This is a genomic window from Thiohalophilus thiocyanatoxydans (assembly GCF_004366735.1).
GTDB lineage: Bacteria > Pseudomonadota > Gammaproteobacteria > UBA6429 > Thiohalophilaceae > Thiohalophilus > Thiohalophilus thiocyanatoxydans.
On sequence record NZ_SOQX01000007.1, the window covers coordinates 140667 to 155265 of the forward strand.

13 protein-coding genes are annotated in these 14599 nt (G+C 58.8%); 6 read left to right on the forward strand and 7 right to left on the reverse strand.

What is annotated here, in order from left to right; genetic code table 11:
• Positions 1 to 6: 6 nt before the first annotated feature.
• Genes EDC23_RS12110 through EDC23_RS12130 form a run of 6 tightly spaced genes read right to left on the reverse strand, consistent with a single transcriptional unit; the run spans position 7 to position 5137 of the window.
• Complete coding sequence (locus tag EDC23_RS12110) at positions 7 to 1056, reverse strand: aspartate/ornithine carbamoyltransferase family protein (protein ID WP_134084938.1); 1050 nt, start codon at positions 1054 to 1056, stop codon at positions 7 to 9.
• Complete coding sequence (locus EDC23_RS14340; RefSeq protein ID WP_279585928.1) at positions 1050 to 1172, reverse strand: hypothetical protein; 123 nt, start codon at positions 1170 to 1172, stop codon at positions 1050 to 1052. The genes EDC23_RS12110 and EDC23_RS14340 overlap by 7 nt, the downstream gene beginning before the upstream one ends.
• Positions 1169 to 2611: a sodium:solute symporter family protein gene (locus EDC23_RS12115; RefSeq protein WP_134084940.1), complete on the reverse strand. Its 1443-nt coding sequence runs from the start codon at positions 2609 to 2611 to the stop codon at positions 1169 to 1171. Before EDC23_RS12115 ends, EDC23_RS14340 begins: the two co-directional genes overlap by 4 nt.
• Positions 2608 to 3360 (reverse strand): cysteine hydrolase family protein, encoded by a 753-nt coding sequence (locus tag EDC23_RS12120; protein WP_134084942.1) that lies wholly within the window; start codon positions 3358 to 3360, stop codon positions 2608 to 2610. The genes EDC23_RS12115 and EDC23_RS12120 overlap by 4 nt, the downstream gene beginning before the upstream one ends.
• On the reverse strand, positions 3357 to 4601 hold the full coding sequence (locus EDC23_RS12125; RefSeq protein WP_134084944.1) for a Zn-dependent hydrolase: 1245 nt from the start codon (positions 4599 to 4601) through the stop codon (positions 3357 to 3359). Before EDC23_RS12125 ends, EDC23_RS12120 begins: the two co-directional genes overlap by 4 nt.
• Positions 4598 to 5137, reverse strand: a complete 540-nt coding sequence (locus EDC23_RS12130; RefSeq protein WP_208321369.1) for a hypothetical protein — start codon at positions 5135 to 5137, stop codon at positions 4598 to 4600. Before EDC23_RS12130 ends, EDC23_RS12125 begins: the two co-directional genes overlap by 4 nt.
• A 59-nt stretch (positions 5138 to 5196) precedes the next feature.
• On the opposite strand from EDC23_RS12130, the gene EDC23_RS12135 reads away from it, so the two are divergent.
• The 5 genes from EDC23_RS12135 (at position 5197) to EDC23_RS12155 (ending at position 11665) form a co-directional block, all read left to right on the forward strand.
• Positions 5197 to 5598, forward strand: coding sequence for a hypothetical protein (locus tag EDC23_RS12135; protein ID WP_134084948.1), 402 nt, complete (start codon positions 5197 to 5199; stop codon positions 5596 to 5598).
• Positions 5599 to 5940: 342 nt separating this feature from the next.
• Complete coding sequence (locus tag EDC23_RS12140) at positions 5941 to 8823, forward strand: molybdopterin oxidoreductase family protein (RefSeq protein WP_399359416.1); 2883 nt, start codon at positions 5941 to 5943, stop codon at positions 8821 to 8823.
• A 75-nt stretch (positions 8824 to 8898) separates the two neighbouring features.
• Positions 8899 to 9624: a 4Fe-4S dicluster domain-containing protein gene (locus EDC23_RS12145; RefSeq protein ID WP_134084952.1), complete on the forward strand. Its 726-nt coding sequence runs from the start codon at positions 8899 to 8901 to the stop codon at positions 9622 to 9624.
• A 53-nt stretch (positions 9625 to 9677) separates the two neighbouring features.
• The gene (locus EDC23_RS12150) at positions 9678 to 10646 is read left to right on the forward strand and encodes a dimethyl sulfoxide reductase anchor subunit family protein (protein ID WP_134084954.1); all 969 of its coding nucleotides are present in this window, start codon (positions 9678 to 9680) and stop codon (positions 10644 to 10646) included.
• A 386-nt stretch (positions 10647 to 11032) separates the two neighbouring features.
• Positions 11033 to 11665: a response regulator transcription factor gene (locus EDC23_RS12155; protein ID WP_317622983.1), complete on the forward strand. Its 633-nt coding sequence runs from the start codon at positions 11033 to 11035 to the stop codon at positions 11663 to 11665.
• A 212-nt stretch (positions 11666 to 11877) separates the two neighbouring features.
• On the opposite strand, the gene EDC23_RS12160 is transcribed toward EDC23_RS12155, so the two are convergent.
• Positions 11878 to 13149, reverse strand: a complete 1272-nt coding sequence (locus EDC23_RS12160; protein ID WP_134084958.1) for a GGDEF domain-containing protein — start codon at positions 13147 to 13149, stop codon at positions 11878 to 11880.
• Between the two features lie 335 nt (positions 13150 to 13484).
• On the opposite strand from EDC23_RS12160, the gene moaA reads away from it, so the two are divergent.
• Positions 13485 to 14465, forward strand: coding sequence for a GTP 3',8-cyclase MoaA (gene moaA / locus EDC23_RS12165; RefSeq protein WP_134084960.1), 981 nt, complete (start codon positions 13485 to 13487; stop codon positions 14463 to 14465).
• Positions 14466 to 14599 lie beyond the last annotated feature (134 nt).

Genomic DNA, 14599 nt, shown 5'->3' on the forward strand with positions numbered 1-14599 from the left:
TGGCACCTAGAACCTTACGAGGCTGGTCATGATGGCCATGCGCACATAGACCGCGCCGCGTGCCTGTGCGAAGTACCAGTTATGTTCCGTGTTATCCAGATCGGTTGCCAGCTCTTCGCCCCGTGCCAGGGGATGCAGGATGATCGAACCGTCCTTCAGGGGTGAGCTGTCGTTCAGGCGATACTCGGTACCCAGCTCTTCATAGCTGTCGCCGACCCAGGCGATGGCGTTGATATAAACCACGTCCGTATCCGGCAACTGGGCGTCAAGATCGGCGGTCACGCGCAACTTGAGCCCGGCTTCCTCCAGCTCTTCCTTCTGACCTTTGGAGAAGGGCTGATCGGCATTACAGATGATCACCACCTCCTTGATTGCCGGGCTGAACAGGGCCAGGAACGACAGCAGACTGCGTACCGTGCGCATCCGTCCCGGCACGCCGATCACACAGATACGGATCTTCTTGTCCGCCGGCGGGTTGTCCATTAAAAACTCCGGCCGCCATTTGGCGATGGCGTAGATATCCGCCAGCGCCTGGGTGGGGTGTTCGTCGGTGCCGTTGCCGGCATTGATGATCGGGATGCGCAACACATCCAGCATCTCGTAGATGGCCTCCTCGTTGGAGTCACGCAATACCACCACATCACCGTAATGGCTCATCATCTCGGCCACATCGTGGAGCGATTCGCCCTTGGCCACGCCGGTGGTCGACGGATCGGTAATGGAGATCACGTCGCCGCCCAGCCGGTGCCAGACACTTTCAAACGAGAGTCGGGTTCGGGTACTGGGCTCGTAAAAGGCGCTGATCAGGATTTTTCCTGTCAGCGGAAACTGGCCCATGGTCTGGGTGGTTTCGAATTTGGCCGCCAGCCGACACAACTGGATCGCCTGCTCGCGGCTGAACTGTTTGCCCGAGACCACCGACCGGTTGGCCAGATCGGCCAGGGAGGCCGGATCCTCCGGGATCTGATCCATCAGCGACATCGGCATATCCAGCCCGTCTGTCCAGTTACCGGGCTCGATACGTTCATCAAGTTTGGGATGTGTTTTATCTACCATAACTGTTCTTTTTTCCAGTCTCTTATCCATAAATAAATCAGTATCAGTGGTGTCACCGCGGACATGGCCACGGCGGCGGTCACCACCCACGCGAGAACCGTCACACCCGCGGTCATGATGGACTGCCCTCCCTGCTCTGTCGTAACTGTTCCCAGTCGAACCAACTATGTGACATAGCGGTGTTAATCAACACCACCGACATCGAAACCACGGCGGACACCAGTGCCGCCACATAAAAGCCGATGAAATGATAGGCCAGAAGCCCGCTGCCGATACCCAGCAGCATCGCCAGCAGCGCCCCCGTGGCCGTGGTCCTTCTCCAGTATAGTCCAGCCACAACCGGCCAGATGGTGCTGGCGACAAATGCGCCCAGATAATGCAGCAGGCTGGCCAGGGTGGTGATACGCGGCAGACAGATCAACCAGGTAATAATCCCCAGTATAATCACGATGCGCTTGGCCATAATGCGCAGTTTCTCATCACTGGCCCCGGGGTTGAGGTGTCCGCGATAGATGTCCTGCAGAACCAGGTCACTGGTTGCCGCCAGCAGCGAGTCGAGGCTGGAGGCCAGTGCCGAAAAGACAATAATAAACACCAGCACCGCGCCCCCGAAGCCGAGGAGCTCCGCCGCCACCATCGGTCCGACCATGTCCGCGGCCGGCACGTTCAACCCCAGGGCGGGCGCGGCCAGGGCGATAAATCCGGCGACGATCGGGATCGGCACCCAGATGATCCCCGCCAGCAGATAGGCCCGAAAGCCGACATCCTTGCGAAAGGCGAAGGCGCGCGACCACCAGACATTGGAGTGGAATATCTCGCCGATACCGAACAGCAGGTTATTGAACAGGAACATGACTGCGGCCGGCATCAGCAGGTTGAGCAGTTCCGGGCGCTCGGCCAGCAGGCTTTCATGCATGGCATCAAAGCCGATCTTGTTAATGGTGAGGATCGCCAGCACCACGACACCGCCGATGATCAGCAGGGTCTGGATAAAGTCGGTGCCGATGACCGCCCGCAACCCGCCCAGCAGCGTGTACAACACGCAAATGGTCAGGATGACCGTCATTCCCAGCCGGTAATCGATCCCGGTCAGCGCATGGATCAACACCCCGCCGGCCATGCCCAGGCTGATCAACCAGCCGATGGCATAGCAAAGCGAGATCACCAGAAAGACCCGCCAGGTCCAGGTTCCGTAACGCAGGCGGATAAAGTCACCGCTGGTATAACCGAACGGCAGCAATTGACGAATCCGCCGGGCCAGCGGCGCAAACAGCATCAGCCCGACCGACCCCAGTGAATAGCCGAGCATGCCCCAGATACCCAGCTGAAAAGCCAGTTGCGGCGCCACCATGGTGGTATTGCTGGTCACCCAGGTGGCCATGGCCGTGGCGGTCCCCAGCGCCATACCCACCCGGCGGCCGGCCAGCATGTAGTCGTCCAGATGCCTGGCCTTGCGTCCCCAGAACCAGCCCAGCCAGACCCAGATGACGCTGAAGATCGCCAGGATCAACCAGCCAACATTGGCGTCGAGTATCGCGGAGTTGACGCTATTCATGCCACGACCTTATTGATCTCCTTGATCGCTTCATCGGTGGTCATGACCCGCGAGTAGCGATCCTTGACCGTACGAATGGTCGCCGTGTGCAGCTCCGGGGTCACCGTGGTGCAACCGTCGGCGATCAACGTGGTATAGAAACCGAGATCACTGGCATCGCGAATGGTCGTGGAGACACACTCGTTAGTATAGACACCGCAGACAAACAGGCCGGTGACGCCCATGTTGCGCAGCACATATTCCAGATTGGTGGCATTGAACACACCACTGGCGCTTTTGTTAATCACGATCTCATCACCCTGAGGAGCGACTTCCGGGAGGAACTCGGCCTCCTTGGAATCGGGCGCCGCATGCAGGCCGAGCCGCTTGTGGCCGGGACTGCGATCCCGCCCGTCCCGGGTCAGGGACTGAATCCGGATATGAATCACTTCCAGCTTGTTGGCGCGAAAGCTGTCCTGCAGGCGCCGCACATTGGGCAACACCGTATTCTCCAGCGAGTCAAAATAGAACTCCTCGGCCTCATGCGGCATCTGCTCCCGATCCACATTGGCAAACACGCCGTACCCGCGCGCGGCATCCAGATATTGCAAATCGATCACCAGCAGGGCGGTATGATGTTCCTCCAGCGACTGCTGGATCGCCTGAACCGGGGTAATCGACTTGCGGTACTTTTCCTCAAGGGGATCGACTTCCAGAAATTCCGGGTTCAGATCCAGATCTTCACTGAGATCATATGTCTCATCGGTCATACTTGCTGTTCTCCGGCTATTTTATACAGCGCATTGAGCATCACATTGGCGCCGCGCTCGATATCCACCAGTTCGGTCCATTCGGCCGAGGAATGACTGCGTCCGCCCTTGCTGGGCACAAACACCATGGCGGCGCGGGCGATGCGGGCCATCATCTGGGTATCGTGGGCGGCGCCACTGGCCATGATCAAGGGTTCATGCTTCAACTGTTTGGCCACCTCTTCCAGATCATTGACCAGACCCAGATCACATTTGACCGGATCAATCTCGCTTAAAATCTTGAATTCGAACATCAGATTGCGCCGCCGGGCGATGGCCGACAACGCCTTGCGAAACGCATGCTGCAGATCCTCGAGGGTATGCGCGTCGGTATCGCGCGCTTCCAGGGAAAACTCGACCCGCCCCGGTACCACGTTGGGCGCCCCCGGCTTGATATCGACCCGGCCGATGGTGGCCACGCTGCGTGCCGAACCGTTCTCTTCCAGGATGCGCTGAATCTCACTGGAAAATTCCGCCAGCCCCTGAAACGCATCGTTGCGCATATGCATGGGCGTGGTCCCGGCGTGGTTGGCGGTGCCGATCAGGCTCACCTCCCATTTGAACAGGCCGGCGATGGCATCCACCACGCCGACACTCAGTCCCATCTGATCCAGAATCGGTCCCTGTTCGATATGCAATTCCACAAAGGCGTGAATCGCTTCCGGCCGGTAACGGGCGTGTAACGCATGCATGGCATCATAGCCGTTTTGTTGCATCGCCTCGCTCAGTGTCACCCCATCCAGATCCACCGCCTGGTGAATCGATTCGGGGGTCAGCTGACCGGCGATCGCCTGGGAGCCGGCCATGCCGCCGAAACGGCCCTCTTCATCGGTAAAGGAGATCACTTCCAGCGGGTGGCGCAGCGGCAGATTCTGCTCCTTGATACAGCGCAGACACTCCAGTCCCACCAGCACACCCAGCGCGCCATCCAGATGTCCCGCCGCGGGGACCGTATCCAGATGCGAGCCGGTGACGACCGCCGGGGTTTCATCGTCCCAGTTGAGCCGGCCATGGATGTTGGCCGCCCCGTCTTCATAGACTTCCAGCCCGGCCTCTTCCAGTTGCTGTTTGAACCAGGCGCGGCCTTCCATGTCGCCTTCGGTAAAGGCCATACGGTACAGGCCATGATCCTCCCGTCGGCCGATGGCCGAGAGCGTTTCAATATCCTGCTGCAGGCGGGTGGTATTAATCGATAAAGTCACACAGACTCCTTGATATGATAGCGACGGTTGCCGATCAAAATGGCGACCAGAATCGCAATGAACACAATCGCCCCGGCGCTGAAAAACCCCAGGGCGCGGGACAGGGGATGATGGTCTATCTCCACCTTCACGGTATCAGACCAATCGCCCGTCGATCCGTCCACCCCGACGGTTCTGGCCCGGTAATAATAGATGCCGTCAGAGCGACCGGTGACCACGGTCGCGCGATCGCGGCCCTGGTAAAGTTCGCGCGCCTCATCAAACGCGGGGTTATCGGCCTCCTCGATCTCAAAGCGAACCTCTTTGTCCCCATTTTCCCATTTCAGTTGATAATAGCCGGCGGTCGCCACATCGCTATCGCTCTCCAGCTCAATGGCGCTCGCCGGCGAGGCGACAAAAAACAGCGGAATCAAGGTGAGAATGCGCAGGCGTTCACGCAGCGACTTGCGGACGGAACCCCCATCAGACGCTGACAGAAGCCTGGCCCGACGGGCTGTACGGCTTGTTGGCTCAGAAGAATTCAATGAATCATCCATTATTTTCACTGCATTCGGGCAAGTGTTCCGGATCACATCGGCCGTGCCGGCGCAGTGAAATGTTGTTGATCTATTCTGCCATGACTGACTGTAAAATTCATATTAGCGCTAAAATTCTAGTCAAAAGAATAACTTATTGCCAGATACGTACCATGGCACGGGAACGCGCCGCAGCCCGATGCCCGGATTTTGTCCGCCGGGACGCTGCGGCCCCATTCCGTCAGGGTTATGGCCGCCTTGCCTGTCCCCGCGCCCAAACAGGAAAGCGTTCGGCCGAGAGCTTATATATTGGTATACCCGTCCCCCTGATCGAGATCGGCATCGGCGGGCTCACCCGCCTGATGCGAACGGGCGCCTGCTCCGGTGACGACAAGCCCGGCTTGTCCGGCGACGCAGGCGTGGAAGCTGTTTGCACCAACCCCAACCAGGGCAACAGAACCGGTGAAATGACGATTTTTTGAGCGCGTTATACTCGATCTAAATATAAGTGAATTTTATTTTGGATCCGAACCCCGTGGCAGGGTTTAAAATCGAGCTCAATCCGCTATAGTTTCACCGCGCCGCGCACAAGCTAAAACCCCGATAAAAAACAGATGGTTAGTCGGGCCTTGCTATCTCGCCAAGGATAGAGTCAGGGATCACGCACTATCCCCGGATGGATACGGTTATTGTATAATCATTTTAGTATATAATTATCTTATAACCTTTTAATAACGCTGATTAGTCACTGTGCGGGGGTCTCCCTATAATCCCGCACCCCATTAAAAAGGCTAGGTTTGACGATGGCAGTAATACACGACCCGATTCAGAAGCCCGCGGGGCGCACTGAAACCAAGAACACCACCTGTTATATGTGCGCCTGCCGCTGCGGCATTCGCGTCACCGTGCGTGACGGGGAAGTGCGCTATATTCAGGGTAATCCCGATCACCCGCTGAACAAGGGCATCATCTGTGCCAAGGGCTCCTCGGGGATCATGAAGCAGTACTCGCCGGCGCGTCTGACCAAGCCGCTGATGCGCAAGCCCGGTTCCAACCGCGGCGACGCCGAGTTCGAGGAAGTGAGCTGGGATCACGCCTTCGACGTGCTCGAAGAGCGCCTGAGCCATCTGCGCGCCACCGATCCGAAGAAATTCGCCCTGTTCACCGGGCGCGACCAGATGCAGGCACTGACCGGCCTGTTCGCCAAACAGTTCGGTACCCCCAACTACGCCGCCCACGGCGGCTTCTGCTCGGTCAACATGGCCGCAGGCATGATCTACACCATCGGTGGCTCCTTCTGGGAGTTCGGGGGACCGGATCTGGAACGGGCCAAGCTGTTCGTGATGATCGGCACCGCCGAGGATCACCATTCCAACCCGCTGAAGATGGAGCTGTCCAAATTCAAGCGTAACGGCGGCCGGTTTATCTCCATCAACCCGGTACGCACCGGGTACTCGGCCATCGCCGACGAATGGGTGCCGATCAAACCCGGCACCGACGGCGCGCTGATGCTGGCCCTGACCCACGAGATCATCAAGCAGGGGCTGTTCGACCGCGACTTTCTGGTCAACTACACCAACTCCGCCGAGCTGGTGAACCTGGACGAAAACAGCAGTGAGTACGGCATGTTCGTCCGTTTCGAGGTGCCCGAAGAGGAAGGCTGCTTTGATCCGCAGAACAAGCTGTGGTGGGACCGGGATCTGAACAAGCCGATCTCCACCCATACGCCGGGCGCCGATCCCTATCTGCTGGGCGAGTTCAAACTGCCCGACGGCACTCCGGTCAAACCGGCCTTCCAGATGCTGACCGAGCGGGTCCAGCAGTACACCCCCGAATGGGCCGAGAACATCACCGGCATCCCGGCCGAGACCATCCGCCGCCTGGCCTATGAAATGGGCATCACCGCGCGCGACGAGAAGATCGAACTGCCGATCGCCTGGACCGATGTCTGGGACAACGAACACGAGTCGGTTACCGGTAATCCGGTCGCCTTCCATGCCATGCGCGGTCTGGCCGCCCACTCCAACGGCTTCCAGTCCATTCGCGCCATGAGCATTCTGATGTCGATTCTCGGCACCATCGACCGGCCCGGCGGCTTCCGCCACAAGGCGCCGTTCCCGCGCCCGATTCCGCCCTGCCCGAAGAACCCGACCTCGCCGGACGACGTGCAACCGAATACGCCGCTCAACGGCATGCCGCTGGGCTGGCCGGCGGACCCGGACGATCTGTTCGTCGACGACCAGGGCCAGCCGGTGCGCATCGACAAGGCCTTCTCCTGGGAGCATCCGCTCTCCGTCCACGGCCTGATGCACAACGTGATCACCAACGCCCACCGCGGCGATCCCTATCGCATCGACACCTTGCTGCTGTTCATGGCCAATATGGCGTGGAACTCCACCATGAACACCGACGAAGTGCGCAAGATGCTCAACGACAAGGACGAGGACGGCGAGTACAAGATCCCGTTTCTGGTGGTCGCCGACGCCTTCCAGTCGGAGACTGTCGCCTACGCCGATCTGGTGCTGCCGGATACCACCTATCTGGAGCGTCACGACGTCATGTCCATGCTGGATCGCCCCATCTCTGAATACGACGGCCCGGTCGACTCGGTCCGCATTCCGGTGGTTCCGCCCACCGGCCAGTGCAAGCCGTTCCAGGAAGTGCTCATCGAGCTGGGCTCGCGGCTCAAGCTGCCGGCCTTCGTCGACAACGAGGGGACGCGCAAATTTCGTGACTACCCGGATTTTGTCACCAACTTCGAAACCGCCCCGGGCTCCGGCATCGGCTTTCTGGCCGGCTGGCGCGGCAAGGGTGGCGAGAAGGCCATGCGCGGCGAGCCCAACCCGGACCAGTGGAAAATGTACGAGAAAAACAACTGCGTCTTCCATTACGAGCTGCCCAAGTCGTACCAGTACATGCGTAACTGGAACCAGGGTTACCTGCAGTGGGCCCAGGGCAACGGTCTGACCCGCTATGCCGAGCCGATCAACTGCCACATCTATTCCGAGGTGTTGCAGAAGTTCCGCCTGGCGGCGCAGGACAAGAACCCCGGCGGCCGGGTGCCGCCCCAGCATCTGCGCAAGCGCATCGAAACCTTCTTCGATCCGCTGCCGTTCTACTATGAGCCGCTGGAGTCGCAGCTGAGCGACAAGCACAAGTATCCGCTCAACGCGATCACCCAGCGGCCGATGGCCATGTACCACAGCTGGGATTCGCAAAACGCCTGGCTGCGCCAGATCCATGCCTACAACTACCTCTATCTGCATCCGCAGACGGCGAAGGCCGCCGGTATCGAGGACGAGTCCTGGATGTGGATCGAGTCCATGCACGGCAAGGTGCGCTGCCTGAGTCGCTACTCCGAGGCGGTGGAGCCCGGCACCATCTGGACCTGGAACGCCATCGGCAAGGCCAGCGGCGCCTGGAACCTGGACAAGGACGCCAACGAGTCCCAGCAGGGCTTCCTGTTGAACCACGTGATCAGCGAGGAGTTACCCGCCAGCGCCGAGGGCGACCATCTCTCCAACTCGGATCCGGTCACCGGCCAGGCCGGCTGGTACGACGTCCGGGTCCGGATCTATCCGGCCTCCGAGGGCGACGAACCGGTCACCTTCCCGCAGTACGAGGAAATGCAGGCCGTGCCCGGTACATCGCCACGTCGCAAGTGGCTGCAGTACTTTGCCGGCCTGTTTAATAATCAAAAGAACTGATAACGCAAAGAACCGCGGGCGACGGGACGTCGCCCGCCGCTTTGTTTGAGAATGCACCGATAAAGGTTTAGTGATATGACCCAACTAGCACTTGTGATTGACCTGAACGTCTGCGTGGGTTGCCACGCCTGCGTGACCAGTTGCAAGCAGTGGAACACCTCCGGCGCCGCCGGTCCGCTGTTCGACGACAATCCGTATGGCAAGGACCCCACCGGGACCTTCTTTAACCGGGTGCAGACCTACGAAGTGGGCAACTACCCGAACACGGAAACCATCCATTTCCCGAAGAGCTGCCTGCATTGCGAGGACGCGCCCTGCGTTCCCGTCTGCCCGACCGGTGCCAGCTACAAACGCGAGAACGACGGCATCGTGCTGGTGGACTACGACAAATGCATCGGCTGCAAATACTGCTCCTGGGCCTGCCCCTACGGTGCGCGCGAACTGGACGAAAAAGAGCAGGTGATGACCAAGTGCACCCTGTGCGTGGATCGCATCTACGACGAGTCCCTGCCCGAAGCCGAGCGCAAGCCGGCCTGCGTCATGGCCTGCCCGACCAACGCGCGACTGTTCGGTGACGTGCACGATCCCGACTCGGAAGTCTCGGTCGCGATCCGCGAACAGGGCGGTTACCAGCTGATGCCCGAATGGGGCACCAAGCCGGCCAACCACTACCTGCCGCGGCGCAAGACCAAGATGCACATCCACGAGGACGAACTGGTGCGTGTGGATAATCCGCTCAAGAAAGAGGATATCCGGCACAAGACCACCAAGGACGTCACCCTGGACGACTGGCTCTTGTAAAACAGGCTCTAGGTTCTAGGGGCGAGTTACTAGTATTTGTTTGGAGAATTTTTATGCATCCTGCATTTTCCGTTATCTTTCTTACTACCCTGATCGGGGCCGGTCAGGGGCTGTTTCTGGCGCTGTTCAGCGGTCAGCTGTATTCCGCGGTCAATCTGCTGCCTGCCCAGGAGAGCAGTTTTTATATCACCGGCAGTGTCATCGCCCTGGGCCTGATGATCGGCGGCCTGGCGGCGTCGTTTTGGCACCTGGGCCGCCCGGAACGGGCCTGGCGCGCCGCCAGCCAGTGGCGTACCTCCTGGCTGTCGCGGGAAGTCATCATTCTGCCGGCGGTCATGGGGCTGGTCTTCATCTACGGCCTATTGCACTTCAGCGGCTGGCATCCGAACTGGTTCGGTAATGCGATTCCGAATCAACCGGCGCTGATCGTCGGCGTGATCACCACCCTGGCGGTATTTATCCTGTATATCGCCACCGGCATGATCTACGCCAGCATCAAGTTCCTGCAGGAGTGGGCCAGCGTCCTGACCGTGATCAACTATACCCTGCTGGGTGCCGCCTCCGGCTTCACCCTGGCCACCGCCCTGGCCGCCTGGCAGGGCTCCGGCCTGATCGGCTTCTACGGGACCTGGGCGGTGATCCTGACCCTCGCCGGTCTGCTGAGCCGCGCCGCCTCGCTCTATCGCAACGCCCGGATCAAATACAAATCCACGGTGCAAAGTGCCATCGGCATGCGGCACAACGCCGTGGTCCAAAAATCCATGGGTATGATGGGCGGCTCCTATAACACCCGGGAATATTTCCACGGCGCCAGCGCCGCCTGGTTCAAGTCGATCAAGTATATCTTCCTGGTGCTGGTGTTCCCGGTGCCGCTGCTCCTGTTGTGGGCCGGCTTCAGCACCGCCAGCGTCCCGCTGCTGGCCACCGCCTTCGTGGTCCAGTACATCGGTCTGCTCTTCGAGCGCTGGTTCTTTTTTGCCCAGGCCAACCATCCCCAGAATCTGTACTACCAGACCATCTGACGGCCCCTCCCGGGCGCCACCCTGCAAAAAAGCGCATCCCCGGATGCGCTTTTTTGTTTGCCACGCAAAACTCAGGGTAATCCCCAATAACCTCCCCCGGCCACCTTCTATATGCTGTAAGCGTGTCAAACCGCTGGATAGACGCGATCCTGTTCCCGTCCCATGACATGTCATGACAGCTCTGAACAAAAAATATTTGAAAACTGCATCACACTGCCGATATCTCTGACAGTTCAACGGGTTTTTCCGGGGCCCACTCCGGCCACCGACTTGACTACTGCCCGATCGACATGAGAGCGCCTGAAAAATGGACTATTCAAGGCCAAATTCACCAACCGGTCTCAGGAGTGATGACACCGGTGGAGGGCCAGACAGTTAGTACAATAATGAAACAAGCGACAATCCACGTAGTCGATGATGATCAGGCCGTGCGCGAATCCATTGAATGGTTAATCGAGTCGGTCGGGCTGAATATCCGGACCTACGCCTCGGCCAACGAATTTCTGGAGAATTACACTGAAGATTCCCTCGGCTGTCTGATTCTGGATGTGCGTATGCCGGGCATCAGTGGTCTGGATTTACAGCACATTCTCACCGAACGGGGCATTGATCTGTCCGTCGTGTTTGTTACCGGCCACGGTGATGTGCCCATGGCGGTCCGGGCCCTGAAAAATGGCGCCGTCGATTTTATCGAAAAACCGTTCAACGACCAGCTCCTGCTGGATACTATCCAGAGCGCGGTACAAAAGCACAGCCAGCGGCTCAAACAGCGTGCGGAACTGGAAAACCTGCAAACCCGTTATGACAACCTGACCACCCGTGAACAGGAGGTCATGGATCGGGTGGTCACCGGCAAACCGAACCGGGATGTGGGTGGTGAACTGGGGATCAGTGTCAAAACCGTCGAAGTCCACCGTGCCAAGGTAATGGAAAAAATGCGGGCCCGCTCCATCGCCGACCTGGTCAAAATGGCCATGATGATGCGTGAAACCGGTAATGACAAAACCTCACGCACCTGAAAGCTACACACCACTTTTCAGAATCACTGGAAATAACGCGGAGGACGCAGAGGCGCGGAGGCGCGGAGTGTTCGTTTCCATGTCAATTACGTTTTCGAGCTATCGCCATTAAACTTACCGGGCATTATCCAAAGGTAATTTATCATGTATCTTCTCTGCGGCTCCGCGACTCCGCGTCCTCCGCGTTAAATTCCGCTAACCTGGATATATGATTAGCTGTTGCTGAAGGCCACCACCTGGTTGCGGCCTTCATCCTTGGCTTTGTATAACGCCACGTCGGCACGCTCGATGAGCGCGTCGGCGTTGACGGCATCATCGGGATAGCAGGCCAGTCCGATACTCATTGTGAGCCAGATATTAATATCCTCGTTAACATCAAATTGTTCCGTTTCCACTGACTGACGGATCCGCTCCGCGGTTTCACTGCCATCCTGTTCGGAAGTCTCGGTAAGCAGGATGATGAACTCTTCACCGCCGTAACGACCCACGTAATCGGCCTCGCGCACCTCGCCTTGCAACAGGCCGGCGAGTTTACGCAGGACATGATCGCCGACCGGGTGACCATGGGTATCATTGACCTGTTTAAAATAATCGATATCCAACAGTAACAGCACAAACGGATGGCGGGTTCGCCGGGTGCGACGCACCTCGTCATGCAGACGAAGTTCGAACTCGCGTTTGTTCAACAGACCGGTCAGGCTGTCGTAGGCGGCGAGAAATTCCAGCTGATCCGCCATTTCGTTGAATGTCCTGGCCAGTCGACCGAATTCATCAGCATTCTCCAGCTTGATCCGGTGACTCAGATCGCCATGGCCAAAACGCTCGGTACCTATGCGCAGCTGCGCCAACGGCTTCAGCAGGTGTTGTGCCAAACGGTTGCCGACGATCAACGCCCCTCCTACCGCGGTGATCAATATGGCCAGTAGCAATATCTGAATCTGCCGCTGATCACGCCGGGCATTTTGATACTTACGCCGGATCTCGCTCCACAGCGTGGCATACACCTCGCCCAGTATCTCACTGGTCACCTGTCGCTGCCTTTCAAAACGGAGGGTGGCTGTCGGCGGCACATCCTGGCCGCTGCGCTGCATCTCGAGGATCGCCTCACCAGAAGCCGCGAGCTCCTTCCAGCTTGTCGCTGCGCGTCGGATACCATCTTGATACCCCGCCAGCGAGCTGGAAGCGTCCCGCAGGACTGCAAACTGCCGGTCAATGGCTTCGATCCGCTGCTCGAACGTTTCACCCGCCTGCGGGGTTGCACTCGACGGGTATCTGTCCACGGGCACATTCAGCTGCAATATACCGCGCCGCAGCTCACCCACCGGCATGCCGATCTGCAATCCCTGCTGCATGGCGGACTCGAAGGCGTCGATGGTCTGCAGATAGAGCAGATAACCGGCGCCGCCGAGCAACAACAGCGGCACCAGCATCAGGCCGGTACCCCGGATCATTCGTTGGCGTAAAGAAAGCGGTCGCGTGAACACAGGCAGGCCTCATGAGTAACGGTTTGCCATAGGTTAGCCAGGGGTATTCCCTTACCAATATCAGTAGTTGCTAATATCGGCGACCTGCCTCGATTCTTGAACAAAATTTGAACTGCGTCACATGTTAGTACTAACTTACTTTTCTCGGGGTCAGGCCCGGAGAAACGTCGATATCCACTGTTATACCAGGGGATTAGTTCCTCTGTTTTAAACAGAAAAAGAGACGCCGCCAGTCGAGTCGCACCGGATTTTTCATGGTTTTTCAGTACATTACAAACTGCTAATTTTCGCCTATAATCGAATGATTTCCGGCACACCCCACTCGGTTATTTTTTATGGCAGACCTCATCGACCCCTTCGGCAGACGCATCGAATACGTCCGGCTCTCGGTCACCGACCGCTGTGATCTGCGCTGCAAGTACTGCATGCCGCAAGGTTTCAATGACTTCGAAGAGCCCGAAGACTGGCTGACCCCGGACGAGATCGAGCGGGTCATCGGCGCCTTCGGCCGGCTCGGCACCCGTCGTATACGCATCACCGGCGGCGAGCCCCTGGTGCGCAAGAACCTGCCCGCGCTGGCTGGCCGTCTGGCCGCCCTGCCCGGGATCGAGGATCTGTCGCTGAGCACCAATGCCACCCGCCTGGACAAGCACGGCCAGGCCCTGTTCGACGCCGGCGTCAGCCGCATCAATGTCAGTCTGGATACCCTCAGGCCGGAGCGTTTCAAGGAAATCACCCAGGGCAAGCTGGAGAAGGTGATCAACGGCCTGATGGCCGCCAAACAGGCGGGCTTTCATCCCATCAAGATCAATATGGTGGTGATGAAAGGGGTCAATGACGATGAAGTCGAGGAGATGGTCGAATTCTGTATCGAGCACGACTTTACCCTGCGCTTTATCGAGACCATGCCGGTGGGGGAAACCGGCCGCGCCGCCACCGATCAGTACATCAGTCTGCAGGACGTCAAGGCGCGCCTGGCCGACCAGTACGAGCTGATACCCGGCATGATGCCCGGCGGCGGCCCGGCCCGCTACGTGCAGGTAGCCGGCACCGATCTGCGCATCGGCTTTATCACGCCCATCTCGCAGCACTTCTGCGAGACCTGCAACCGGGTACGCCTCTCCGTGGACGGCACCCTGTACATGTGCCTGGGTCAGGAAGAAAGCTATCCGCTGCGCGAACTGCTGCGCGCCGGGATCAGCGATGCCGAACTGGAACAGCACATCGTCAAGGCCATTGCCTTAAAACCCGAACGGCATGAATTCAACGAAAAACCGGATCAGGTCGTCCGCTTCATGTCGATGACGGGCGGCTAGCGCCGCAGTCTCTAGATACTAGGGGCTAGGGGCTAGGGGCTAGGGGCTAGGTGTGATCTCTCAGTAGGTTGTTCATCCGGCACCTACCCGGACAATTGGCGGTGCAAACCCAAACCAACCGCCAGGAGGCCCGG